17 protein-coding genes are annotated in these 26,092 nt (G+C 40.1%); 14 read left to right on the top strand and 3 right to left on the bottom strand.

Annotated elements, in window-relative coordinates:
• Positions 1 to 11: 11 nt before the first annotated feature.
• The 14 genes from RM549_RS00695 to RM549_RS00630 all read left to right on the top strand — a co-directional run bounded on the left by RM549_RS00695 (position 12) and on the right by RM549_RS00630 (position 21,981).
• Positions 12 to 710, top strand: coding sequence for a hypothetical protein (locus RM549_RS00695; RefSeq protein WP_311679678.1), 699 nt, complete (start codon positions 12 to 14; stop codon positions 708 to 710).
• Positions 711 to 1,148: 438 nt separating this feature from the next.
• Positions 1,149 to 2,024: a 4-hydroxy-tetrahydrodipicolinate synthase gene (gene dapA, locus RM549_RS00690; protein ID WP_311679676.1), complete on the top strand. Its 876-nt coding sequence runs from the start codon at positions 1,149 to 1,151 to the stop codon at positions 2,022 to 2,024.
• 134 nt (positions 2,025 to 2,158) lie between these two features.
• Entirely contained in the window at positions 2,159 to 2,983 is an 825-nt protein-coding gene (locus tag RM549_RS00685; protein ID WP_311679674.1) for an outer membrane protein assembly factor BamD, read from the top strand.
• A gap of 13 nt (positions 2,984 to 2,996) precedes the next feature.
• Positions 2,997 to 3,323, top strand: coding sequence for a DNA-directed RNA polymerase subunit omega (locus RM549_RS00680; protein WP_311680648.1), 327 nt, complete (start codon positions 2,997 to 2,999; stop codon positions 3,321 to 3,323).
• A 12-nt stretch (positions 3,324 to 3,335) separates the two neighbouring features.
• The gene (gene coaBC / locus RM549_RS00675; protein ID WP_311679672.1) at positions 3,336 to 4,544 is read left to right on the top strand and encodes a bifunctional phosphopantothenoylcysteine decarboxylase/phosphopantothenate--cysteine ligase CoaBC; all 1,209 of its coding nucleotides are present in this window, start codon (positions 3,336 to 3,338) and stop codon (positions 4,542 to 4,544) included.
• The gene (gene porD, locus RM549_RS00670; protein ID WP_311679670.1) at positions 4,537 to 5,424 is read left to right on the top strand and encodes a type IX secretion system protein PorD; all 888 of its coding nucleotides are present in this window, start codon (positions 4,537 to 4,539) and stop codon (positions 5,422 to 5,424) included. Before coaBC ends, porD begins: the two co-directional genes overlap by 8 nt.
• Before the next feature lie 60 nt (positions 5,425 to 5,484).
• Complete coding sequence (recN, locus tag RM549_RS00665; protein ID WP_311679668.1) at positions 5,485 to 7,140, top strand: DNA repair protein RecN; 1,656 nt, start codon at positions 5,485 to 5,487, stop codon at positions 7,138 to 7,140.
• Between the two features lie 338 nt (positions 7,141 to 7,478).
• Positions 7,479 to 8,303, top strand: a complete 825-nt coding sequence (locus tag RM549_RS00660; RefSeq protein WP_311679666.1) for an enoyl-ACP reductase FabI — start codon at positions 7,479 to 7,481, stop codon at positions 8,301 to 8,303.
• Between the two features lie 101 nt (positions 8,304 to 8,404).
• Positions 8,405 to 9,430 (top strand): glycosyltransferase family 2 protein, encoded by a 1,026-nt coding sequence (locus tag RM549_RS00655; RefSeq protein WP_311679665.1) that lies wholly within the window; start codon positions 8,405 to 8,407, stop codon positions 9,428 to 9,430.
• The gene (locus RM549_RS00650; RefSeq protein ID WP_311679663.1) at positions 9,405 to 10,361 is read left to right on the top strand and encodes a YbbR-like domain-containing protein; all 957 of its coding nucleotides are present in this window, start codon (positions 9,405 to 9,407) and stop codon (positions 10,359 to 10,361) included. Before RM549_RS00655 ends, RM549_RS00650 begins: the two co-directional genes overlap by 26 nt.
• A gap of 660 nt (positions 10,362 to 11,021) precedes the next feature.
• Positions 11,022 to 11,738, top strand: a complete 717-nt coding sequence (gene coaE, locus RM549_RS00645; protein WP_311679661.1) for a dephospho-CoA kinase — start codon at positions 11,022 to 11,024, stop codon at positions 11,736 to 11,738.
• A gap of 66 nt (positions 11,739 to 11,804) precedes the next feature.
• Entirely contained in the window at positions 11,805 to 13,370 is a 1,566-nt protein-coding gene (locus tag RM549_RS00640) for a sensor histidine kinase (protein ID WP_311679659.1), read from the top strand.
• A 3-nt stretch (positions 13,371 to 13,373) separates the two neighbouring features.
• The gene (locus RM549_RS00635; protein ID WP_311679657.1) at positions 13,374 to 14,102 is read left to right on the top strand and encodes a response regulator transcription factor; all 729 of its coding nucleotides are present in this window, start codon (positions 13,374 to 13,376) and stop codon (positions 14,100 to 14,102) included.
• A gap of 256 nt (positions 14,103 to 14,358) precedes the next feature.
• Positions 14,359 to 21,981: a cadherin-like domain-containing protein gene (locus RM549_RS00630; protein ID WP_311679655.1), complete on the top strand. Its 7,623-nt coding sequence runs from the start codon at positions 14,359 to 14,361 to the stop codon at positions 21,979 to 21,981.
• Here RM549_RS00630 and miaA read toward each other — a convergent pair.
• The 3 genes from miaA to RM549_RS00615 all read right to left on the bottom strand — a co-directional run bounded on the left by miaA (position 21,962) and on the right by RM549_RS00615 (position 26,091).
• Positions 21,962 to 22,870 carry a tRNA (adenosine(37)-N6)-dimethylallyltransferase MiaA gene (miaA, locus tag RM549_RS00625; RefSeq protein ID WP_311679653.1) on the bottom strand — a complete coding sequence of 303 codons (909 nt, stop codon included), beginning with the start codon at positions 22,868 to 22,870 and terminating at the stop codon, positions 21,962 to 21,964. The two genes, RM549_RS00630 and miaA, sit on opposite strands and share 20 nt — an antisense overlap.
• Positions 22,863 to 23,696 (bottom strand): ion transporter, encoded by an 834-nt coding sequence (locus RM549_RS00620; protein ID WP_311679651.1) that lies wholly within the window; start codon positions 23,694 to 23,696, stop codon positions 22,863 to 22,865. Before RM549_RS00620 ends, miaA begins: the two co-directional genes overlap by 8 nt.
• Positions 23,697 to 24,717: 1,021 nt before the next feature.
• On the bottom strand, positions 24,718 to 26,091 hold the full coding sequence (locus RM549_RS00615; protein WP_311679649.1) for an exonuclease domain-containing protein: 1,374 nt from the start codon (positions 26,089 to 26,091) through the stop codon (positions 24,718 to 24,720).
• Position 26,092 lies beyond the last annotated feature (1 nt).

The following is a 26,092-nucleotide window of genomic DNA, read 5'->3' as shown; positions in this document are numbered from 1 at the left end:
AAAACCTACTTATGAAGATCAAAAAACTTTGCCTGCCCCTGGCCTGCATCGTTCTGGCGCTAAATATATATGCAATACTATTTCAGCTGGAATGGCTACAAGAGGCTACCCGGATTCTGTTCTTTATAATTCCACTCCTTTTATTTTCCCAGAGTTTATGTTTTTCCAATAGAAATTTAATCGGTTTTCTATTTGTATTCTTTCTTTCTGAACTTACCATTTTCTTGCCTCATAACTGGTATTTTAACATTCTTAGACTTTTGCTACTCGTGACCGCCTATCTTTTCCTAAGCAGGGAAGCGTTGAGGTTTACCAAAAAGGTTAAGGCAAATAGTTTTATTCTATTCTTTGGGGGCTTTCTTTTACTTATAAACGGATATTTTTTCACACTTCATTTCCTTAAAATCAAGGAACATCCCGGCAGTATGGCAGAGCTTAGTATCTATGCGCTCTACTATTTCAGCCTCCTTATCCTGGCAATTGTTGCCCTTGTATATTATATTAATTCTTACTCAAAAAAATCTGTGTTTTTTATAGCCCTGGTGCTGGCTATAATTTTTGCCGATATTTTCGAAAATATGCAGCAAATGTATCTGATGGACCTGGGAATTAAACTGGTTCAGAATATTTTGCATTTCGCTACAGCCCTCTTTATTTTTTATTTTTTTACTACAAAAGAGAAGAAGCTTAATCTCCGCCAATTTCTGTAAAATCAACTTTTTTCTGCAATTATTCATGTCGAATAGTTGTACAGCATTTCACAAATATGGAAAAGGTGTTAAATAATGCAGTACAAGTGCTGCGGAAAACCCTTGCAGACTTTAGCCTTTATAGATTTTAATTACATTTGTGCCCCTTAATCAGGAAACCGCAGTTTTATTTTACCAGAACATGAAAATTGTCAAAATAAAGTCCGGCTTTAATTTCTTTATTAAGTAAGGCTGTTTATTTAGAAGTAAAAAGTAAGCTTCTGAAGCTCTAAAAGAATTGAAAATTTTCAGGAAATAATCAAAACTGAAGCAAAATTCATATTGGATACCGGAATCACAATAACATTTTTGCAGATTATGAAGTTTTAGTAGCCAGAAGGAAATTTTTTTCTGAAACGGGGATGTAGTATTGAATAATTATAAAAAGAATTGAATAAAATGGACGCTTTGATAGGAACAGGAGTTGCTTTAATTACTCCGTTTAATAATGATTTTTCTGTAGATGTTGCAGCACTGGAAAAGCTTGTGGAAGATCAGATCCAGAATGGGGTAGATTATCTTGTGGTACTTGGTACTACAGCAGAAAGTGCTACGCTCACTGCAGAGGAAAAGGAGCTGGTTATTGCGACAATAATTGCCAAAAATAACGGCAGGCTTCCTTTGGTGTTGGGAATAGGCGGAAATAATACCATGGCCCTTGTAGAAGAGCTGGGGGAGTCCGATCTTGAGGATTTCACAGCAGTATTGTCTGTTTCGCCGTTTTATAACAAGCCTACTCAGGAAGGAATTTATCAGCATTTTCGTGCCATAGCAGATGCGTCCCCAAAACCTGTTATTTTATACAATGTGCCGGGAAGAACGTCTTCTAATATACTGCCTGAAACCGTTAATCGTATAGCGCGCAATATTCCCAACGTCATCGGGATAAAGGAAGCGGCGGGCGATATGGTACAGGCTATGCAGCTTATTAGCCTCGTGCCGGAAGAGTTTCTGGTAATTTCGGGAGATGATATGATTACTTTACCAATGATCCTTGCCGGAGGAAAAGGAGTGATTTCTGTGATTGGACAGGGTTTTCCTAAAGAGTTTTCGGAAATGGTAAGATTGGGGCTGGAAGGGAAATCCAAAGAAGCCTATAAACTTCATTACAAAATAGCACCTTCTATAAGCCTTATTTTTGCTGAAGGAAACCCTTCGGGAATTAAAACTTTGCTGGCCAAAAAAGAGTTGTGCAAGAATAACCTGCGGCTACCATTGGTAAGAGCGACAGATGCCCTTCAAAATAAAATTGAAGATTTCGTAGACGCTTTTTAATCTTTCGTAGCGACTGCTAAGGCTGAAGTGTTTGTAGAATTTTAATTTCCTGTATAATAATTTCCTGATTTATAGGTTATTCCTGTAGCTATGGAAAGTTTTTTTTATAGTGGAGAAAAATGTATTTTTGCCAGATGTTTTTACAAATGATGAAAAAAGGAATTTTACTTCTCTTTGTTGTATTACTTACAGTGTCCTGCGGCGAATATCAAAAGATGCTGAAGAGTGAGGATACCGGGGAAAAATATGCTTACGCAGAGAATTTATATAACGAAGGCAAGGAAGAAAACAGTAACCGCACCCTTAGAAAAGCTTTGCGTTTGTTCGAACAGATTACGCCTCAGCTAAGAGGTAAACCTCAGGGACAGCGAATTAGCTATCTAGTTGCCGATACTTATTACCAGGTTGGCGATCATCTTTTGGCCTCCTTTGAGTTTGAACGTTTCCTGCAAACTTACCCTGAAAGTGAAAAAGCGGAAGAAGCCATGTTTAAAATGGCAGCCAGTAATTATTACGAGTCGCCGCGGTATGATCTTGATCAAACCGAAACAGATAAAGCAATAATACTATTGCAAACGTATCTGGATACATATCCTGATGGGGAATATGCAGAGCAGGCAAATGACATGGCTACAGAATTACGAATCAAACTCGAGAAAAAAGCTTATGAGATTGCCAAGCAATATCATAAAACTATGGACTATAAAGCTGCAGTTGTCTCCTTCGATAATTTTATTGCCACATATCCCGGTTCGCCTTTTAGGGAAGCAGCTTTTTATTATAAATTTGATGCTGCTTACGAACTGGCAATTAACAGTTACCTTCAGTTGATGGAAGAGCGGTTAATAGAAGCAAAAGAACATTATTCATTGTACAGGAAGTATTATCCCGAAGGTGAATACAGTGAGGCTATAGAAGCATCATTAAACGACATAGATGCAAGATTACAGAATTTTTAATAACAATAGTAAGATGGATATAAAGAAAACAGATGCGCCGGTAAACAGTGTAACTTATGACAGGAATGCAATAGATGCGCCGACGAGCAATATTTATGAAGCTATTTCAATCATTTCTAAAAGGGCAACCCAAATCAATTCTGAAATTAAAAAGGAATTGCTTGAAAAGCTTGATGAATTCGCTACTTATAACGATAGTCTGGATGAGATTTTCGAAAATAAGGAGCAGATTGAAGTTTCCAAGTTTTACGAGAAATTACCTAAGCCGCATGCATTGGCAGTACAGGAGTGGTTGGATGAGAAGATCTACTACCGCAACACACTGGATTCAGAAGCTTAGTCATAAAACAATATGTCTGTATTAAGAGGCAAGAAGGTTCTTTTAGGCATCACTGCCGGAATTGCTGCATATAAAACAGCCTCTTTAACAAGATTATTTATTAAAGCCGGTGCTCAGGTAAAAATTATCATGACACCGGCTTCTAAGGATTTTATAACTCCGCTTACACTCTCCACGCTTTCCAAAAATGAAGTTTTGTCTTCTTTTACTAAAGAAGAAGATGAAAATAAAGTATGGAACAGCCATGTAGAGCTTGGCCTTTGGGCCGACTTCATGCTTATAGCCCCGGCAACGGCCAATACACTTTCCAAAATGGCCACGGGAAACAGCGACAACTTTTTACTGGCAACATATCTTTCAGCTAAATGTCCGGTATTTTTTGCTCCGGCAATGGATCTTGATATGTACCAGCATCCGTCTACCAAAAACAATTTTCATACGTTGGAAAGCTATGAGAATATAATGATCCCGGCAGGGACAGGTGAACTTGCCAGCGGACTATCCGGCGAAGGCAGGATGGCAGAGCCGGAAGAGATCATAAAGTTTATTGAAGATCATCTTTTTCAGGGTTTACCACTTAAAAACAAAACGCTCTTAATTACTGCAGGGCCCACATACGAAGCTATAGACCCTGTACGTTTTATTGGAAACCATTCCAGTGGGAAAATGGGTTTTGAGCTTGCAGAAGCTGCTGCATCCCTGGGTGCTAAAGTGATCCTGGTTTCCGGACCAACGCACCTGGAAGTGAAAAATGAGGAAATTCAGTTAATCAGGGTGGTGAGTACGCAGGATATGTTTGATGCTGTAAATGCCAATTTTCAGCATGTAGATGTAGTAATAGCTGCCGCGGCAGTTTCAGATTATAAACCTAAAGTGGTTGCCGATCAAAAGATCAAGAAGGCAGAAGAGCAGTTTAGCATAGAACTCACCAGGACGCAGGATATCCTTGCCACTCTGGGAGAGAAAAAAACCTCTCAAAAACTAATAGGTTTTGCTTTGGAAACCAACAACGAGCTGGAAAACGCCAAAGGTAAACTGAAAAAGAAAAACCTGGATTTTATCGTGCTCAATTCTATGAAGGACATAGGGGCAGGCTTTAAAAAAGATACCAATAAAATTACTGTTGTTTACCCTGAAAGAAAGGTGGCTTTCCCGGTAAAGCCGAAGAATGAAGTTGCCAGGGATATTTTAAATGAAGTTGTACAATTGTTCGATGCTTAGAATTCTCACATTTTGCTTGTGTTTAATTAGTTTCAGCACAATAACTGCGCAGGAACTTAATTGTGAGATTATTATAAATACAGAACAAACCGGGCAGAGCAATCTTTCCGTATTCCGCACGTTGCAGCGGTCGCTTTCAGATTTTGTGAATCAGAACATCTGGACTAATCGCGAGTACGAAGATCACGAACGGGTTAACTGTAGTATGTTTATCACTATCAACAGTTTTGAGGGTGAGTCTTTCACCGGGACTATACAGGTGCAATCTTCCCGTCCGGTATATGGAACTACCATGATTTCCCCCGTCTTCAATTTTAATGATGAACAATTCAATTTCAATTACAGGGAGTATCAACCGCTAAACTACAGCGAGAATTCCTATGTTTCCAATCTTGTTTCTGTAATATCCTTTTACGTTTATACTATTTTAGGATTGGATGCCGATACTTTTCAGCTAAATGGCGGTACCGAATATTTTGAAGAAGCAAACCGCATTGTCACCACCGCACAGCAGGGAAATTCCCGTGGCTGGAGGGGGACAGACGGTTCCCGGTCGCGCTACAGGTTAAATACAGATTTACTTTCTAATACTTACGCCGAGTATCGTGTTGCTTTATACGAGTATCACCGGCTTGGACTTGATGTAATGCATCAGGACCTCCAGGCTGGAAAAATGGCCATTGTCGGGTCGCTGGAAAAGCTGGAAATAATGAACAGTCGCAGATCCAATTCCCTGCTGTTGCGAACTTTCTTCGATTCAAAAGCAGATGAAATTGAACGTGTTTTTGGTGGTGGGCCAGAGATTCCACTGCCGCCATTGGTTCAAACTCTAAATAATATTGCACCGCGATATTCCAGAAACTGGAATAGTCTTCAATAAGTGCATTTAGTTTGATTCGCAATTATTTCTTAGGTATATTTAGGCTCAAAATTCTAGACATTGCTAACAGCACTCTCAATAAAAAATTACGCTTTAATAGAAGATATAAATATTAATCTTCAACCTGGTTTTACCACGATTACAGGGGAAACCGGTGCAGGAAAATCTATTATGCTTGGCGCACTGGGCCTTCTTTTGGGGAATAGGGCAGACTATGGCGCTATCCGTAATTCAGATAAAAAATGCGTTATAGAAGGCAGCTTCAATATTTCAAATTATAAGCTGAAGGATTTCTTTACGGCTGAAGATTTGGATTATGAAGCTACTACGATTATTCGGAGGGAAATTCTTGCTTCAGGAAAATCCCGGGCTTTCGTAAATGATACTCCGGTAAACCTGAATTCTTTAAATGCACTGGGTGCTTATCTTATTGATATTCATAGTCAGCATGAAACGCTGAGCCTTGGGAATATAGATTACCAGTTCCAGGTGATTGATACCATTGCTAAAAATGAAGGTGTTATCCTTGAATACAAGCAGCATCTAAAGGAGTACAAGAAATTTCAAAAACGTGCTGTGGAATTAAAAGAAGAACAGGCGCAGGCAGCGAAAGAATATGATTATAATTTATTTCTGCTGGATGAACTCCAGGAAGCCAAGCTTAAGCCGGGAATGCAGGAAGAGCTGGAAGAGCGTTACGAAGAGCTGAACAATGTTGAAGCATTAACGGAACAGTTAAGTGCTGCACTTAACAATGTGACCCAGGAGGAAATCGGAAGTCTGGAAACCCTGAAAGAAGTGCGCGCAAGCCTTGCCAAAATTTCCACATTTTCGGCAAATTATGGGAGCATGCATGATCGGGTACAGAGCGTGATCATTGAGCTTGATGATATTGCTGAAGAAATTTCCGGAGCGCTGGAAAGGGTAGAGGCCAACCCTGAAGAGCTGGAAGCTACAAATGCAAAACTTCAGCTTATTTATAACCTTCAGAAAAAACATACTGCGGGTAGTATAGAAGAATTACAGGAAATCCAGGAAGAACTACAGAAGAAAGTTTCGGCCAGTGAAAACGCAGAAACCGATCTTTCCGAATTGAACAAAGCCATTGCCGACAAAGAAGCAGATTTAAAAAAGATTGCCGATAAACTTAGCGCAAATCGTAAAAAGATAATTCCTCCGTTTATCCTTGAAGCCGAAGAAACCCTTGCAGCTCTGGGAATGCCAAATGCGAGGCTAAAAATTGATCTCGAGAAGCAAAAAACATTCTTACCGAACGGGCAGGATCAGTTATCCTGGTATCTGGCGGCAAATAAAGGAGGAGAATTCAAGGAAATGAAAAAAGCAGCTTCCGGCGGAGAACTTTCCAGGATTATGCTGGCGGTAAAGAGCATTCTTGCGGCACAAAGTAACCTGCCTACCATTATTTTTGATGAGATCGACACCGGAGTTTCAGGCGATATTGCCCAAAAAATGGGAGAGATCCTGCAGCGAATGGGGAATAATATGCAGGTAATTGCAATTACTCACCTTCCGCAAATCGCCGGAAAAGGAAACAGCCATTTCAAAATCTTTAAAGAAGACACGGCAGATACTACCACCACAAAAATAAGGCAACTTCAAACTCCGGATAGAGTAGAAGAATTGGCGATGATGCTGGGAGGTAACAAAATCAGCGAATCTGCACGGGCACATGCTAAGGAGTTGTTGAGTGAGTGATTTTAGTGAAGAGTGAAAAAGCAATTTGAAAATGTGCTAATTTGAAAATGAAAAGTTACCAGGAAGTTCGAGGTTAGAAGTACGAATGGATGAGTAGTGCAGAGTGAAAGAGTGAAAGAGTGAAGAGTGAGAAGTTAATTTAATAATTTCTGCGTTAGCGGAAACCTGAAACCTGAAACCTGAAATTTTTAATTTTGAATTCGAGACAAAGAAAAAATTCCAAATTCAAAATTTACACTTTAAAATAAGCTCTTGTCCCAATTAACAAATGGAGAAGAAGGAATAAAATTCAAACATCTTTGTTATCTTTACCCGCTATCAACCAAAAAGAATAAAAAATGTCATATAACCTGCTAAAAGGAAAAAAAGGGATCATATTTGGTGCGCTGGATGAGAATTCTATCGCATGGAAAACTGCTGAACGTGTACATGAGGAAGGTGGTCAATTTGTGCTTACCAATGCACCTATAGCAATGAGGATGGGGAATATTAAGGATCTTGGTGAGAAAACCGGTTCTGAAATTATTGCTGCCGATGCCACTAAAGTTGAAGATCTTGAAAACCTTGTGGATAAGGCCCAGGAGATTTTAGGAGGGAAACTGGATTTTGTACTGCACTCCATCGGGATGTCTGTAAATGTGCGTAAAGGCAATCATTATACAGATATGAACTACGATTATACTGCCAAGGGATGGGATGTTTCTGCGGTTTCTTTTCATAAAACCATGCAGGCGTTGTATAAAAAAGACGCGATGAATGAGTGGGGAAGTATCGTTGCCCTTTCTTATATCGCTGCCCAAAAAGTTTTTCCAGATTATAATGATATGGCAGATAACAAAGCCTATCTGGAATCTATCGCGCGCAGCTTCGGCTATTTCTTCGGAAAAGAAAAGAAAGTCCGTGTGAATACAATTTCACAGTCTCCAACGCCAACCACGGCCGGAACAGGAGTGAAAGGTTTTGACGGATTTATTGCTTATGCAGATAAAATGTCGCCGCTGGGAAATGCAACCGCTCAGGATTGTGCAGATTATACCGTTTCCCTGTTTTCAGATTTGACAAAAAGGGTGACGCTTCAGAATTTATACAACGACGGCGGATTCTCAAACATGGGTGTGAGCCAGCAGGTGATGGATGCTTTTATAAAAGACCAGGAAGAATAGTTGCTTCCGTATAAAATAAGGAAAGGCTGTTAAAGAGGTAATTCATCAAGTAATTTGATGACTTTGCTTTTTGAACAGCCTTTTTTGTATCACTTTATTAAATGAAATTGAATTATTCTTTTATAATTCCCGTTTTTAACCGTCCGGAAGAAATAAGGGAACTGCTGCAAAGTATGCTTCAGCTCGATTTTGAAGCTCTTTTTGAAGTGGTGATTATAGAAGATGGTTCCACGGTTTCTTCTGAAGAAGTTGTTTCTCAATTTAAAGATCAACTTCAGATAAGTTATTATTTTAAACCGAATTCCGGTCCCGGAAGTTCCCGGAATTACGGAATGGAACGTGCAAAAGGGAATTATTTTCTCATCCTGGATTCCGATGTAATTCTTCCTTCAGATTATCTGAAACAGGTCGATCTTTTTCTTCAGGATAAATACTGCGACTGCTTTGGAGGGCCAGATGCGGCACATGAATCCTTCAGCGATCTTCAAAAAGCCATAGATTACAGTATGACTTCGGTTTTAACCACCGGCGGAATCCGCGGAAAGAAATCTTCGGTAAATAAATTTCAGCCGCGGAGTTTCAATATGGGAATTTCAAAAGAAGCTTTTGAAAAAACGGGCGGCTTCGGAAGAATTCATCCGGGCGAAGATCCCGATTTATCCTTAAGGCTGATAATTGCCAATTTTAGCACCTGCCTTATTCCGGAAGCTAAAGTTTTCCATAAAAGGCGTATCAACTGGGCTAAATTTTACCTGCAGGTAAAGAAATTCGGGTTGGTAAGACCTGTTTTAAACAAATGGCACCCGGGATCTGCTAAAATTACCTACTGGTTTCCTTCAGTTTTTATTCTTGGATTAAGTGTGGCCTTTATTTTGGCAATTTTCGACCTGAATATGTTCCTTGGAATATATGTCTTATATTTCGGGGTAATTGGCATAGATGCTGCGGTGAGAAACAGAAGCATGAAAATTGGCATTTTAGCAATACCGGCAGTTTTTATCCAGTTTTCAGGTTATGGTTATGGATTTCTGAAATCATTTTGGCAAATTCAGGTTCTAAACAAAAACGAGGAAAAAGTGTTTCCTCATTTATTTTTTAAAGATGCTCAACAGGCTCAGGATTCGTAGACGAAGTTTTAAAAAGGCAAATGTAAAAACATTTAGTGTTTTTCTGTTTTTTTCAGCGCTTACATGGCTGTTGGTGCAGCTTTCCAAGGAGTACACGCAAATTATTGAAATTCCGTTACAATATACCAACGCCCCGCTGGACAAAAGTATATCTAATGAAAAGCCCGAAAGTGTGCCTTTGCGCATCGAGGACCGCGGCTTTTTTATTATTTACTACCAGCTTTTTAAACCAGAGCTAAATGTAGATCTTGCTAATGCTGAAGTAGAGGAGGGCAACCTGGTGTATGTAATAGACAGTAACCTGAGCGAAATTTCGGAGGAACTACAGATAGATTTGGAAAATTCTGCTTTCCTGGAAGATGAAATAAGGATTCCTTTTCAGCCTAAGAAAGAAACAAGGGTCGCTGTTATTCCGAATATTGAGATTAATTACGCTGTGGGTTATTCTGCAGGGGAAAGTATTGCTTTGGAACCCGACTCAATTACCGTTAGCGGACCACAAAATGTGATTGACACCATCACCAGGGTGCAGACGGTAAACCTGAAAAGGAATGGGATAAACCGCGATGTCTCCGGAATGATTCCTTTGGATACCGCCAATATGAACATGATAAGTTTTTATGAGACCGAGGTACGGTATTCTCTGGAGGTAGAAAAATATACTGAAGGTAGTGTGCAGATCCCGGTAGAGGTAACAAATGTGCCAGATAACCTGAACCTGGCTTATTTTCCGAAGCGGATTTTATTGTATTACCAGGTTAATCTGGATGATTACGAGAAAGTAAAAGCTTCAGATTTTAGAGTCGTTTGTGATTACTCGCGGGTAAGGGAAGAACAGGATTATTTTTTAGCTGAAATTATTGAAAAACCCGATTTTGTTACTAATGTAAGACTGAGCGAACGAAAAATTCAGTTTGTAATTAAGAAGTGATTGGGATTACGGGGGATGAAGTTTTATCCTAAACTGAATCAGGAAACAGGAGACAAGAATCATGGAAGTTCAAGTAGCAATGAAAAACGAATGTCACCCCGAGCGGAGTCGAGGGGTTGGTTGCAGTGGATCGATCTTAAACTGAATCAGGAAACAGGAGACAAGAATCAGGATTTTAGAAAAAAGAGATCAAACCACACTTCGACAAGCTAGTGAGACTTGTAGAAGAAAACAAACGAGATTCCGGCTGAGCCTGTCGAAGCTTTGCTAGTCCGATTAAAAAGTTCATTAGCAAACCTTGAAAGAGGAAACAGGAGACAAGAATCATGGAAGTTCAAGTAGCAATGATAAACGAATGTCACCCCGAGCGGAGTCGAGGGGTTGGTTGCAGTGGATCGATCTTAAACTGAATCAGGAAGCAAGAGGCAAGAAACAGGATGTTAGAAAAAGAAAATCAAACCACACTTCGACAAGCTCAGTGAGACTTGTAGAAGAAAACAAACGAGATTCCGGCTGAGCCTGTCGAAGCTTTGCTTTACCCATTAGAAGAATGACAGACAAATCGAACTAAAAGCGTCTCGACTCCGCTCGACGAGACAGAAGAACAAGGAGAAAATTTGATTTCAAGAATTAAAAAGGAGCTTCTCGACTGCGCTTGAAATGACAGAAGAACAAATGAGGGAATTTAAGTTCAGAAAAAAACGTACCGACTCCGCTATACGAGACACCTTCAGTCAGTCTGGAATAATAAATAATAAACAATCAGAAATAAAAAATAATAATACGATGAAAGTTGTAGGTCTTACCGGCGGCATTGGAAGCGGAAAAACCACCGTGGCGAATTTTTTTAAGGATCTCGGGATTCCGGTATATATCGCAGATGATGCTGCGAGGAACCTGATGAATACTTCAGAAAATATAAGGAAGGAAATTACCACGCTCTTTGGTGCGGAATCTTACATTGATAAACTTCCCAATCGTAAATTCATTGCTTCCAAAGTATTTAATGATAAGACGCAACTCGACCTCCTTAATAATATTATCCATCCTGCCGTGGCTGCAGATTTTGAAAAATGGAAATTGCAGCAGGATGCACCTTATGTAATTTACGAAGCTGCCATACTTTTTGAAAAAGGCGGATATAAAAAATGTGACTACACCATTCTCGTTACCGCTCCCCACGACCAAAAAATCAAACGGATTAAAGCACGTGATCAAAGTTCTGTAGAAGATATCGAAGCCAGAATGAATAATCAATGGGATGATGAACGGAAGGCCGGCCTTGCAGATTTCCAGATTGAAAACCTTCAGTTGGAGCAAACCCGCCGGGATGTGGAAAATCTACACGCTGTTCTCTTAAAAGTGCGTAAAAATTAGCCCATCTTTTGTTAACATTTGGTTAAACCCTCAGACCTCTAAATGTTAAAATCTTACTTTTGAGGCATGAATAAGAAGCTTTTTTTTCTTCTCGTTGTTCTAATGAGCCTCTCCCTTATCGGCATTATTTTCGTTCAGGGATATTGGATTAAGACTACGATAGACGACAGGGAAGCGCAATTTTCTTATGATGCAAAACAGGTACTTTTAAGTGTTTCAGAAGAAATACAAAACAGGGAGCTGGAAAGTTACTGGTTCCGGTTTGATTCTATAGATAAAAGTAACAGTTCACTGCAGGGCGTCACCCTTACAGAGTATTTTACTATGGACAGGGACGAGTTCAGGAACGAAGATTTTTTCGAATCCGAGTCCTTTTTGGAAAAAGATTATAAGATATCCTCAGGATTTTTAGATACAGATCAGGACAGTATTCAATTTACCAAACTTATTAATAAGAGGGTAACCAATGTAGTAAAGAAGAATATAGATGGACAGGGCTTGAGTGCGCAGCAGCAGATAGAGCGAATGGTGAGGATGAAGGATGTGGAAAAAGAATCACTGCGCCGGCTTATTGAAGGGGTAACCGCAAAGTTACCTGTACATACCAGGGTGAGTGAGGAAACTATCAAGACGCTTATTGGAAATGAGCTGAAGCGGCGGGATATTAAATCTGATTTTGAATTTGCTGTTTTTAATAATTCGATTTCGACAAATTTACATTCAGACGATTTTTCGCTGGATCATCCTGCCACCTATGGCGTTCCGTTATTTATGGATCCCGCAGGCAACAGTAATTACAGGCTTATCGTAAATTTTATGGGTAAGAAGGAAGTGGTATTGTCGTCTGTAATTCTTATGGCTGCATTGTCGATTATCCTTACTTTAATAATAGTGATTGCCTATTCCAGCGCACTTTCACAATTAATAAAGCAACGGCAGATTTCCCAGATCAAGACCGATTTTATTAATAATATGACGCATGAGTTTAAAACGCCTATCGCAACGATTAACCTGGCGTTGGATGCGATAAAAAACCCGAAGATTATTAACGATCAGGAAAAGGTTAACCGCTACCTGAAGATGATAAGGGACGAAAATAAGAGGATGCATGCCCAGGTAGAGAATGTGTTACGGATTTCGAAACTGGAAAAAAACGAGCTTGACCTTAAGAAAGAAAGGCACAGGCTGCACGAGATTATAAAAGATGCCATCACGCATGTGGAATTGATAGTGGAAGACAGGGGCGGATATATACAAACACATTTTGCAGCTTTAAAATCTTCAATTCTGGCCAATGAAGATCATTTTACCAATGTAATTGTAAACATTCTGGACAATGCGGTAAAATACAGTCCCAATGAGCCCAAGATTGATGTTTATACTGAAAATGTCAAGAATATGATCATTGTGAAAATCAGGGATCAGGGAGCCGGGATGACAAGGGCGGTCCAAAAGAAAGTATTTGAAAAATTTTATCGCGAACACACAGGAAATATCCACAATGTGAAGGGTCACGGTTTAGGTCTGGCTTATGCAAAGCAGATTATTGAAGACCACCACGGGGAAGTTTTTGTGGAAAGCGAAAAAGGAAAAGGAACAACATTTATAATTAAATTACCACTAATATCTTAATATATGGAAACTGAAGAAAAGAAAATTTTATTAGTAGAAGACGATCCGAATTTCGGAACTGTCTTAAAAGATTACCTGGCGATGAATGACTATGAGGTCACTCATGCTAAAAACGGAATGGAAGGTTTCGAAAAGTTTAAAAAAGACGATTTCGACCTTTGTATCCTGGATGTGATGATGCCTTATAAAGATGGTTTCACACTGGCCAAAGAAATTCGTGACAAGAACGAAGAAATCCCGATTATTTTCCTAACCGCCAAGGCGATGAAGGAAGATGTGCTTAAAGGCTACAAAGTTGGGGCAGATGATTACCTTAACAAACCATTCGACAGTGAAGTGCTGTTAATGAAGATCAAGGCGATCATGCAACGCAAAGCGACAGATAGTGTTGCCGATAGTAAGCAGTTTGAGTTTGAGATCGGGAAATTCCATTTGAACTCAAAATTGAGGTTTTTAACCTACGACAATGGCGAACCACAAAAACTGTCTCCAAAAGAGAATGAGTTGTTGCGTCTTCTAGCACTACATGAAAACGATTTGATGCCAAGGGAACTTGCACTAACCAAAATCTGGAGGGACGACAACTATTTTACTTCCAGGAGTATGGACGTTTACATCGCAAAGCTGCGTAAATACCTTAAAGTAGACGAAAATGTGGAAATCCTGAACATTCACGGGGAAGGATTCCGTCTTGTTGTTAAGAACGAGGAAAAAGACGAAGAAGATAAATAATAGCACCAATTAATTTCAGTTTCTTAGTGAAACTTCCATTTCAGGGACGGGGATTCCTGGAATGGAGGTTTTTCTAAATCTGAAGAATAAAAGCGAGGCACGAAATTTGGCAATTATCGTCCTGGGCTTTAGCGTTTTAAAAAACTAACATTTTAAAAAAATGTTAAAACAGCGGGCTAAAACTTAACAAAACGCGCCTGCACACTTCCTTAAACTATACTTATCTTTGGGGCTGAAGTATGACGTGCGGCCCTAGATGATAAGCTCTTTTTACCACCCTACCATAAAAACTTTTACCGGAATCCTTCCGCCAGGGCTTTTTGTGCTTATTTTTTCCTTCTTTTTTACTTTTCAGGATGTTGCGGGGCAGGAGCCTAATTATAATCATGATGCTTCTGAATCCAGAAATTTAGATCGATTTTCAGTAAATACATCAGATGCACTGGATCCTCAGGCCAAACTTAATAGATTAATAATTGCTGTAGAAACGAATCCAGAAGGAGAAAAATTCGTTTTGACTTTCGGCAATGGAATAAAAAGAATAGGAGACAATGACGGATTAATTGATTTTATTCCAAATCAGAATAGTAGGTTGAGCAATCCATTAGATTTCGCAATTAATAGCGAAGGGAAATTTTTTGTGGCAACTAATGAGAGTAACAGAAGGTATATAAGAGTTTATTCACCTGAAGGGATTTATTTACCTAATGAAGAATTGGGTAATGGAAATTACGGCACTTCAGGGGCAGATCGTTTTAAAGGGCCTACGGGACTTACATTTGATAATGAAGATAACCTTTATGTTGCCGATCATTATATAGGCACTGATAATCCACCAAGACCAAGTTCAATTAAAATTTACAGAAAAGATGCATCAGGAAATTATAAAAACAATCTGATAAATGAATTTGATAATGTTCAGGGAGTCCTATTAAATTTTCCTTACAGATTAGCTGTAAACAGTCTGGGACACCTTTACATGGCTGAATTGGGTCAGAATGACAATGCAACTGTAAAGGTATTACAATTTGATAATAGTTTTAACCCGACTCAAGTTGATGAAATTGATAGTGATGAGATTGGATCACCAGGAAGTGTAATAATTGATAAATTTGACAACATTTTTGTTGCAGATTTTGGTGAGAATATTAATCTCTCCAGGGTTTTAGAAGCCACTGATGATATTGATGAATTTTATGAGGTTTTTGAAATTATTAAAGAGGGAATAGCAGACAATGCATTTAATGTCGATGTTTTTAATCCCAATAATACTTACCGTTCAACCATTTCTTCTGAAATTGATTTTCCAGTTGATCTTGCTATTTCAAGTTGCGGAACATTGTATGTAAATAATTCTATATTTGAGGGGGAAATTAGAGAAAGATGTGTATTTGGATTCTGTGTTCAAGTGCCAGATATAAATATAGATTTTGACTTAGAAGCTTATCAACGATCACCAGGTTACGATACTGAAGCTCCTGTTCTGGTTTCTTGTTCAGGCGATCAGGAAGAAGATTTAACAAATGGAAATTTTAGTATACCCGACTATACTGATTTACCACAATTTATAGATAATTGTGATGATGATTTGGAATTTGTACAGGATCCACCTGAAGGTGCTACTATAACTGAAACTACAACAGTAACTATAACAGCAATTGATGACGCTGGAAATATTTCAGAAGCTTGCACTTTCCAGGTAATTATTGAAGAAGAGGAAGATACTCCACCTGTTTTTCAGGATTGCTCTTCGGATATTGAAAGGAATAACGATCCCGGCCAATGTGGTGCTATCGTTACATTCAATACTCCAACTGTAACCGATGAAAACGGAAATGTTTCCGTGACAAGAGTTGATAATACAGCACTAGATTCCGGAGATGAATTTCCTGTTGGAACTACCACTATTATTTTCCAAGCCGATGATGGTACAAATGCCCCTGTTACCTGTAGTTTTGATATCGTTATAGCCGATACACAGGCTCCTGATGCTATTTGCATCCCACCAGGGAAAGAATATTATTTAGAAAATGGAAAACTAACAATTATTCCAGAAGAAATAGATAATGGCTCTTATGATAATTGTGGGATAGCATCTATACAACTTGCTAGATCAGAATTTGATAGTCCCGGAACCCATACTTTAAGTTTAATCGTAACCGATTTAACGGGAAATAGTACAATTTGTAATACAAATATAGAAATATGGGAGCAACAAACGACACCCGAAGTTAACTGTAATGACCAAACAATATTTTTAGATGATAACGGGCAGGCTCAAATTACAGCAGCGGAAGTTTCTGATGGAAACGAAGACCTGGATCTAGATATTGATATTTCCAGTTTTGATTGTACTAATTTAGGACCAAATAATGTAGAGCTTACCGTTACAGACCCTGCAACAAATCTTTCCGATACCTGTACTTCAATAATAACAGTTGTGGATGACATTGCTCCTATAGCAAATTGCGTAGCTCCCTTTACATTGGAACTCGATGAAAATGGAGAAGCCTCTCTTACAGTGGAAGACCTTGATAATAATTCTACAGACAATTGTGCCATAAGTTCCAGAAGTCTATCTCGATATAATTTTACCCGTAATGATGTGGGTGTTGTTCCGGTAGAACTTACTATCACCGATTTCTCAGGACTTAGCGAAACTTGTACAGTAAATGTTACTGTAGAAGATAATACTCCTGTACCACCCGAACCCAATTGCAACGACCAAACAATATTTTTAGATGAAAACGGCCTGGCACAAATCACAGCACGAGAAATTTACGGTTCAGATCCTGCACTTGATGGTGTGAATTTACGGCTAATTAGCAGAAATAATTTTAATTGTGATGATGCCGGGAATGATGTGGAGGTAGCACTTCGGGTAACAGATAATCAAACCGGATTATCTTCAGAATGTACTGCCCAAATTACAGTGTTAGATAATGAAGACCCGGTTATAGTTGAATGTCCGGAAGATAAAAATTTCACAGTTTCTTACGGAGAAACAGGTAGGATAGTAGAATATGACGTACCAACATTTGACGATAATTGCCAAATTTCGAATGTGGATCGAACAGCCGGTCCTGCATCCGAAGAAGCTTTTCCGCTTGGACCCACAATTGTGACCCATACTGCCACAGACTCTTCAGGTAATACCATTGAATGTAGTTTTACAGTTACTATCACTGAAAATGCAGATGAAGTTGCACCTACTTTCACCAACTGCCCACCAGATCCTGTTACAGTAACCACCGCAACAGGCCAATGTGATGTGGCAGCGCCTTTCGAAATGCCTGAGGCTACAGATAATTCCGGAGATGTGGAGGTTGAACTTACGAGTGATCTGGGATTTGAAGACCGTTTTCCAATAGGAGAACACACGGTCAGCTATACAGCTACAGATGAAGCAGGAAATTCTGCCGACTGTAGTTTCCGAGTAATTGTTACCGAAGATGTGGCGCCGCAGGTTTTTTGTCCGGCTCCAAAAATGGCAAATTTCGACCCTGAAGTCGGTTTTACAGTTCCCGATTATCGTGCTGAAGTAACGGTTTCAGATAATTGCACTTCAGAAGAAGAATTACGACAAAATATTGTTCAGGATCCCGCACCGGGAGAAACTATTTTTACAACTCAGCAAATTTCTTTTTCCGTAGAAGATGCTTCAGAAAATATTTCCGGGGGTTGTTCTTTTACGCTTACACTTAATGAAGTTACAGACGAAGTTGCACCAAATTTTATAGAGTGCCCGAGTGCAAACGGTATGACACAGGATGCAGCTCCCGGGTTATGTGAAGCTGTAGTACATTTTCCCCTTCCGGAAGCTGAAGATAGCGAAGGAAATCCTGTTGCTGTAGTAGTTACAAGCGATTTAGGCCCGGGAGATAACTTTCCTTTTGGTGACACAGAGGTGGCTTTTACGGCAACAGCTGAAAACGGACTTACCGCTACCTGTACTTTTACAGTCACGATTATAGATAATGAAATTCCCGATATTGAAACCTGTGCAGGTCCCAAAACGGCAAATTTCGATCCGGAAGTCGGTTTTACAGTTCCCGATTATCGTGACGAATTAGTCGTTTCAGATAATTGTACTCCAACAGAAGATCTTATTATCACCCAAACTCCTGCGCCGGGAGATGTAATTGATGCAAGCCAACAAATTTTCTTCAGAATAGAAGATGCCTCAGGAAGGACTGCAGATTGTAGTTTTGAACTTACTTTAGAAGAGGAAGATGTCGAGGTGCCATTGGAAATTTCAGGTTGTCCCGGTCCGCAACAAGGTAGTCTTGATCAATATTGCACATTTACGGTTCCCGATTATACTGGTGAGGCCACGACAAACATTCCTGCCACTATTACGCAGGTGCCAACTCCCGGTTCTGCTATTTATCAGGATACAGAAGTAAGCGTAATTGCTACAACTGCATTGGGAGAGGTGGATATTTGCTATGTCCAGGTTAACTTGGATATTTCGCTGCCCGATGCGCTTAACTGTCCGCCGGAAGAAGAGGAAGCAGATTACGATCCTGAAGAGGGCTATTTTATTGGCAGTTACATTAGTCGTTACAATCTTGATTTTTGTGAGCAGAATTTTACGGTAGTTCAAACTCCGGAATTTGGTACTCCAATTACAGAAGATACGCCGGTAAATATTACTGTGAGCGATGCAGCGGGGAACGAGCTTGATTGTAATTTCCTGGTTACTGTACCTGGAGATACTCCTGATGAACTTATAGCCCGGGATGACGAATATGTTGTTGAAGACAATTCTGAATTGTTTTTAGTTCCTGAGCCTACCGGGATTTTAAATAATGATGATTTTAATCCGGCAGCATTACCTCAGATAGAAATAGTTAGCCGTCCTGAAGGAGCATTGGATATGGATCCCGATGGTTCCTTTACTTACAATCCGGTAGATGATTTTACGGGAGAGGATTCATTTACTTACCGGCTGATTGACGGTACAACTACATCTAACACAGCGACGGTGGTTATTAATGTTTCCGCTGGAAATACAGCGCCTGTAGCCGAAGACGATACCTATAGAACAGATGCGAATGTAGAACTTATTGTAGATGCTCCCGGGGTACTTGCGAACGATATAGATACAGATGGCGATGAGCTTAGTGCCAGCCTTGTTACCAATACCAGGGGTGGCGATTTAACGTTTAATAGCGATGGTTCTTTTGTATATGTTCCCGATGCCGGTTTTAATGGTCTGGATACTTTTACGTACACCGCCAGCGATGGAATATTAGAATCTAACGAAGTTACAGTCACTATTTATATAGATTATGTACAACCTATTGCCCGTGACGATTTTTATACTATTCCGCAGGGAGAAACTTTAATTGTTGATGCTACCGAAGGTTTGCTTGCTAATGATGAAGATCCCGAGGGAGACGAACTTACAGTGTATGAGGCAACCCCTGTCACCAATGGTTCTCTTGATCTCTCTGAAAGTGGCGCTTTTACCTATATACCTGACCCACAATTTACGGGAGAAGCCACTTTTACATACTACGTCTCCGACAGTGAAGGCGAGTCTGAAGAAGCGACGGTGTACATTAATGTTTCCGCTGGAAATACGGCGCCTGTAGCCAATCCAGATGAATATACTATAGAACCTAACAATGTTTTTACGCGCAATGCGCCGGGAGTATTGGCAAACGACAGCGATCCCGAGGGTGATGATATAACTGCCCAAGTCGTGGACCTTCCTGCTTTTGGCGAGCTTACGCTAAATCCCAATGGGTCTTTTACCTATGAGGCTAACGATGACTTTCCCGGTATGGATAGTTTTACTTACTTCGCTACCGATGGAAATTTACAGTCCAATACCGTAGAGGTGACCATTAGGTCTGCAAATGCTTCCGCGGTAGTGGTTGACGATTTTTATACGGTAGAACAGGGAGAAATCCTGGATGTGGGAGTTGAGGATGGTATATTGGCAAACGATCAGGTGGAGAATATGAATGCATATGAAGCGATCCAGATATCAGAAGTGAGCAATGGTTCGCTGCTGCTGAATAGAGACGGGTCTTTTGTTTATACGCCCGATCCAGATTTTACAGGCGAAGATACGTTTGATTATTACCTTCACCGCAGTCAAAACGATTCTAATGTTGCTACGGTTACGATAACAGTCACCGCCGTTACTGATCCTCTAAATATTAACTGCCCAATAGACCAGGTAGAAGTTGCAGATGAAAACTGCGGTTTTATGCTTCCGGATTACAGAGATTTACTGGAGGTAAATCGTGCAACTGCTGAAGTTACCCAGTCTCCTGTACCAGGAACCATAATATATGAGACGCAACAAATACAATTTAGCGTTACTGCGGGAGAGGAGAGCGATGTTTGTTATTTCCAGGTAGTACTGGAGGATGAAACTGCTCCTTCTATAGCCTGTCCCGAAGAAATGTATGAGCAGCAAAATGCCGATGGTACATTTATTTTACCCGATTATTCTGAAGAAATTATGGCCTTCGATAATTGCGGATCAGTTAGCGTAGATCAAAGTCCGGCTCCGGGAACTTCAGTTTCTGCAGGGGATAATACCGAAATTACACTTACTGCCACAGATAATTCCGGGAATAGTACTACCTGCAGCTTTCCGTTGCTATTATCTTCCGAAGAAGTGGTGGAAATTCAGTGTCCTTCAGATCAAACTGAAGAAGTGCTCGAAAATTGCAATTTTCAGGTACCCGATTATACCGCAATGGCGACAGTAAGTAATCCCGATGCGGTGGTAACCCAGAGTCCGCAGGAGGGCGAGATGGTTTCCGAAGATACCGTCATCACCTTAACCGCCACCTTAAACGGAATGTCCAGCGAATGCTCTTTTAACCTGTTTTTAGAAGATGAAGTGGCTCCGGTAGCCAATTGTGTAGATGGATATACATTAACGCTTGTAGACGGCATGGCTACGCTTACTGCGGAAGAACTCAACTTCAATTCTACCGATAACTGCGGAATTGTAGAGATGACGATCGATCAAAATATGTTTACAACTGAAGATGTCGGGGATAATACCGTAACATTAACGGTGACCGATGCCGCCGGAAATACAGATAGCTGTGAAACCATAGTTACCGTAGCTGGAGATCCCAATACGGGCCCGGTGAGTTGTGTAAACGGCGTAACGCTGGAACTGGATGTAAACGGGGAAGCCTATCTGGATATTAACGATGTGTACAGAGGGAATCCTTCCGGAGAACTTTCGGTAAGCAGGACCTATTTTACCTGTGAGGATGTTGGGGTTAACCGGGAACGTTTTTATTATACTGAAAACGGGGAAGAGACCTTCTGCGAATTTTCGGTTACTGTTGCAGAAAATTTTAAGCCGCAGGTTACGGTAGAAAATATCTCGTTAAATATTAATGCTGATGGAATCGCCATTCTTACAGAAGAAGATTTACAATCTATAGTTACCGCCACAGATAATTGTTCTGATGGGTTGAGATATGAAGTAAGTCAGACAGAATTTGATTGTTCAAATACAGGCTCTAACCTTGTCTATGTGACTGTAACAGACGAGAGCGATAATGCCACCACGACAAGTTTTCTTGTATTTATAAATACACCGCCGGGAACCTGCGGTACTTTGCTTGATGACGATGATTATGTTTTTGTTTATCCAAACCCGAATAATGGGAGCTTTAAAATTAATGCGCCCGCTAATGTGGTGATTCTAAATATCAGGGCTTACGATATGCGCGGCAGGTTTATTGGAGAAGTTAATTACGATGAAACAGTAACAGAATATGCGATGAGCCTAGGGGAAGTAGCAAGTGCAGTTTACGTGCTCCGGATTTCGACCAGAAGGAATGGAAACGAAGAAGAGCTGATTCGCCGGGTTATTGTGAGGAATCTTTAATCTGCTTTTCTGCGTAAGCTATAATTTCTTCCGGTGGTGTGGTGTTTTTAAACCATGCTATAGCAGTATCTTTTTTGAACCAGGTAAGCTGCCTTTTAGCAAAACGGCGGGTGTTTTTTTTTATTTCGGCTACTGCTTCTTCTTCAGAAATTTTTCCTTCCAGGTGTAGAAAAAGCTCTTTATAGCCAACGGTATTCAGTGCGTTTAAATGTCGCTTCGGAAAAAGCTTTTTGGCCTCTTCAGGCAAGCCGGTTTCCATCATTTTATCAACCCTTAGATTAATGCGCTCATAAATTTTTTCCCTTTCTGCCGTGAGTCCTATTTGTATACTTCGGAAATTTCGCGGTTCTTTTTTTCTGTTTAAAAATGAAGAATAGGTTTTGCCGGTTCCAATGCAAATTTCCAGTGCGCGTATGAGTCGGTGCGGATTTTCAGCATCTACTTTTTGATAATAGTCAGGGTCGAAATTTGCCAATTTTCGCTGAAGGTTTTCCAGGCTTTCGTTGTTAAGATCTGCTCTTATCTGTGGATCAACTTCCGGAAAATAATCCAGACCTTCAAGAATACTTTTAACATAAAGTCCGCTGCCGCCAACCATCACCACAACTTTTTTCCGTTGAAAAAGTTCTTCGAGTTTCGCAATCGCATCCCTTTCAAAATCCCCCACAGAATATTCTTCTTCCACAGAAATATGCTGAATGAAATGATGTGGTGCAGCCTGTAACTCTTCCTCTTCAGGAACGGCCGTACCAATCTTCATTTCTTTAAAGAACTGGCGGGAATCTGCAGAAAGAATTTCAGTATCAAAATGCTGTGCGAGTTTTATTCCCAGTGCAGTTTTACCAATGGCAGTAGGCCCAACAATGGTTATTAGAAAAGGATCAGGCATTGAGTTTGTTTCCGCAGTTATGGCAAAATTCAGCGTTATCCAGGTGTTTGGTTTCATTGCAAACCGGGCAGGCCTGGGTATTTTTTATGGGTTTTTTAAATGAAGTAGCTTTGCTGTATTCCGAAGTTACAATTCCTGTGGGTACAGCAATAATTCCGTAACCGGTGATCATAATACAGGAAGCAATAAGCCTTCCTAAAGGTGTTACAGGAGCAATATCTCCAAATCCCACGGTTGTGAGGGTCACAATACACCAGTAAATGCTTAGCGGGATGTTATTGAAACCACCTTCTGGTCCTTCTACAAGATGCATTAAAGTTCCTGCAATAATACAGATGATAAGGACGGCGAAAAGAAAAACTATAATTTTGGCCCTACTGTTTTTTAGGGCTTCCATAAGTTTGTTGGATTCCCCAATATACCGGGTAATCTTCAGAATCCTGAAAATTCTTAGCAGTCTTAACGCCCGTATTGCAAAAAGAAGGTTTGCTCCGCCAACAAAAAGTCCGATATAAGTGGGTATGGTGGAGAGCAGGTCTACAATCCCATAGAAACTGAAAATATAAGCTTTTGGCCTTTTAATGCTAATAACCCTGAGAATATATTCAACGGAAAAAATGATCGTGATGATCCATTCTGCAACATAAAACTCCCAGTAGTACTTTAGAAAATATTCCGGAACACTTTCCAGCATCACCAGCGCAACACTTATCAGGATTATGATAAGCAGTGCAACATCAAAGAATTTTCCTGCTGGCGTATCGGCTTCATAAATTACTTCATGAAGCTTTAATTTCCATTTTGGAGTGGGTTTATTATCTTTCAAGGACTATTTATGTTAGTAGACTTCCAAATTTAAAGAAATTACCTGAAAAGCCTTAGTGTTTTGTGAATTTGTGGAGCAAGTAGATGTCTTTATTGGAATGAGAAACAAATAAACCGATAATTGCCATTTTGGAGGCTCTATTTTAACGTGAATCAGGAACCAGGAGACAAGAACCAGGATGTAGAAAATAGAGTTCTAACGAAAGCTTCTCGACTCCGCTCGAAGTGACATTAAGGAACTAAAACAAATTTAGGATAGAAAGAATAATGTCCCAATTAAAAAGTTTATTAGCAAATTTTCAAATTAGCATATTATGAAATCTATTTTGTGAACCGGCCTATCAAAAGTTTATCGTAAAATTTGAAGTAAGGCAGCGTAAAATTTTATGCTGTTTGAGCTGTGAGGAATTAGGTATTAGCAGAAATACGATAGCGAGTTCATAAAATTTAGATGCCGAATGAAAAATTTAGATAAAGTTTCGTAAGCCTTGATTTTTTGTTTCTTTTTCATCTAAGGAAAAAGAAAAGAGAGTATTTAGAAGTACGGAGACGAAGTGGGAAGTATGAAGAAGATCGATAATTGCCATTTTAGAGGCGCCATCTAAAACGGAATCAGGAACCAGGAGACAAGAACTAGGATGTCGGGAAAGAATGTCACCCCGGGCGGAGTCGAGGGGTTGATTACTTCAGTAAGAAAAAGCCCATAGAAATCCACCCTTCGACAAGCTCAGGGGGACAATGAGTTACCAGTCCGGCTGGGCCTGTCGAAGCCCTGCTATTTTTATTCGTGGTGAAAACTACAGTATGATAATTGCCATTTTGGAGGCTCTATTTTAACGTGAATCAGGAACCAGGAGATAAGAATCAGGATGTAGAAAACGAATGTCACCCCTGGCGGAGTCGAGGGGTTGTTTACTTCAGTAAGAAAAAGCCCATAGAAATCCACCCTTCGACAAGCTCAGGGGGACAAAAAAGTTTACCAGTCCGGCTGAGCCTGTCGAAGCCTTTTCCAAATCATCAAATTATTTTTCCGCTTCAGAAAAATGTACAATCTTAAACCTGTGATTTTTTCTCAGGTAATTCTGAATAATGTGCTGCGTATCACGATCATTTTTCATGGGAGTAATAATGGACTTTACAATATCTATATTGTTCACCTGGTGGTTAAGATTAAAATATCCCATTCCTTTAAACTCACCATCTTCAATTAGCAGCACACTTTTTTCGTCTACATCACGGCCGCGGCCAATAATCATCATATTCTGACTCTCATAGGAATATTTCGATATCAGGTCTCTTGCGCGTTGATTATATTCTGTTGCAGCTTCCTCATCTATACAGGCGCCCCAGCAGTTTTTGATGCTGTACTTAAAACAATTTCCGCTGCCTTTTTCAAGTCCGGAAAGTCGTTCGCATAACTGATATTCTTCCACCCAGTTGCTAAGCAAAGTTTTTGCTTGTCTCAGATTTGTAAAGGTGGTGATGTTTTCGCGACCATTCGCCCTGCCAATTTGCAAGTTAATGTAACCGTTCTCGTCGGTACTATGATATAAAGCATGACTGAAAATGTTCTTTTTCAGCGCCTTATTGTACTTTGGTTTATTCTGTTTAATTTCCTGATTCTCCTTGAGCAGGGCGATAAGCTCATTTCCGCAGGATTCATAAGAAACCGAAGAAACTTCTTTCTGCATTTCCTTCGCCTTATGGTGGTCGTTGGTAAAATGCTGATTTACACGTTTCCGGATATTTTTGCTTTTTCCAATGTAGATGATTTCGCCTTCCTCATTATGCAGGTAGTAAACACCTGTAGTGGCCGGCAATTCTTCCAGAAGATAGACAAGTTTTGTATCCAGATTACGTTTTGGTTCCAGCCGAACGTGGTCTTTAAGAATATCTTTTTCTACATCTTTGGCCAGCAACATTTTAAAAAGTTTCACTGTTGCCTGTGCGTCACCGCTGGCACGGTGCCTGTCGCTAAGCGGAATCCCCAGGGATCTTACCAATTTGCCAAGACTGTAGGAGGGAAGCCCCGGAATAAGTTTTTTCGAAAGCTCAACAGTACAAAGGGATTTACGCTCGTATTCAAATCCGAGTCGGCGGAATTCTGTTCTTAAGATCCGGTAATCAAATTTTGCGTTATGCGCAACGAGGATACAGTCTGTGGTGATTTCCACAATGCGCTTCGCTACCTCATAAAACTTGGGAGCATTGCGAAGCATTTCGTTATTAATTCCCGTTAAATTAACAACAAAAGGCTGTATAGGCTGCTCGGGATTTACAAGGCTAATGAATTGATCTACCACCTTATGGCCGTCGAATTTGTAAACGGCAATTTCGGTAACTCCTTCTTCGTTGTACTTACCTCCCGTTGTTTCTATGTCTAAAACTGCGTACAAA

The organism is Autumnicola patrickiae (assembly GCF_031846525.1).
Taxonomy (GTDB): Bacteria; Bacteroidota; Bacteroidia; order Flavobacteriales; family Flavobacteriaceae; genus Autumnicola; species Autumnicola patrickiae.
This window is presented reverse-complemented; position numbering and strand designations above follow the sequence as displayed.

Bases quoted from the DNA above. Each gene is read 5' to 3' on its own strand.
- RM549_RS00660 (WP_311679666.1), top strand. From the start codon at position 7,479: ATGTCATATAACCTGCTAAAAGGAAAAAAAGGGATCATATTTGGTGCG.
- miaA (WP_311679653.1), bottom strand. From the start codon at position 22,870: ATGCCTGATCCTTTTCTAATAACCATTGTTGGGCCTACTGCCATTGGT.
- RM549_RS00650 (WP_311679663.1), top strand. From the start codon at position 9,405: ATGCTCAACAGGCTCAGGATTCGTAGACGAAGTTTTAAAAAGGCAAAT.
- porD (WP_311679670.1), top strand. From the start codon at position 4,537: ATGCTTAGAATTCTCACATTTTGCTTGTGTTTAATTAGTTTCAGCACA.
- RM549_RS00680 (WP_311680648.1), top strand. From the start codon at position 2,997: ATGGATATAAAGAAAACAGATGCGCCGGTAAACAGTGTAACTTATGAC.
- RM549_RS00685 (WP_311679674.1), top strand. From the start codon at position 2,159: ATGTTTTTACAAATGATGAAAAAAGGAATTTTACTTCTCTTTGTTGTA.
- RM549_RS00655 (WP_311679665.1), top strand. From the start codon at position 8,405: ATGAAATTGAATTATTCTTTTATAATTCCCGTTTTTAACCGTCCGGAA.
- RM549_RS00630 (WP_311679655.1), top strand. From the start codon at position 14,359: ATGATAAGCTCTTTTTACCACCCTACCATAAAAACTTTTACCGGAATC.
- coaBC (WP_311679672.1), top strand. From the start codon at position 3,336: ATGTCTGTATTAAGAGGCAAGAAGGTTCTTTTAGGCATCACTGCCGGA.
- RM549_RS00640 (WP_311679659.1), top strand. From the start codon at position 11,805: ATGAATAAGAAGCTTTTTTTTCTTCTCGTTGTTCTAATGAGCCTCTCC.
- RM549_RS00695 (WP_311679678.1), top strand. From the start codon at position 12: ATGAAGATCAAAAAACTTTGCCTGCCCCTGGCCTGCATCGTTCTGGCG.
- RM549_RS00635 (WP_311679657.1), top strand. From the start codon at position 13,374: ATGGAAACTGAAGAAAAGAAAATTTTATTAGTAGAAGACGATCCGAAT.
- coaE (WP_311679661.1), top strand. From the start codon at position 11,022: ATGACAGAAGAACAAATGAGGGAATTTAAGTTCAGAAAAAAACGTACC.
- dapA (WP_311679676.1), top strand. From the start codon at position 1,149: ATGGACGCTTTGATAGGAACAGGAGTTGCTTTAATTACTCCGTTTAAT.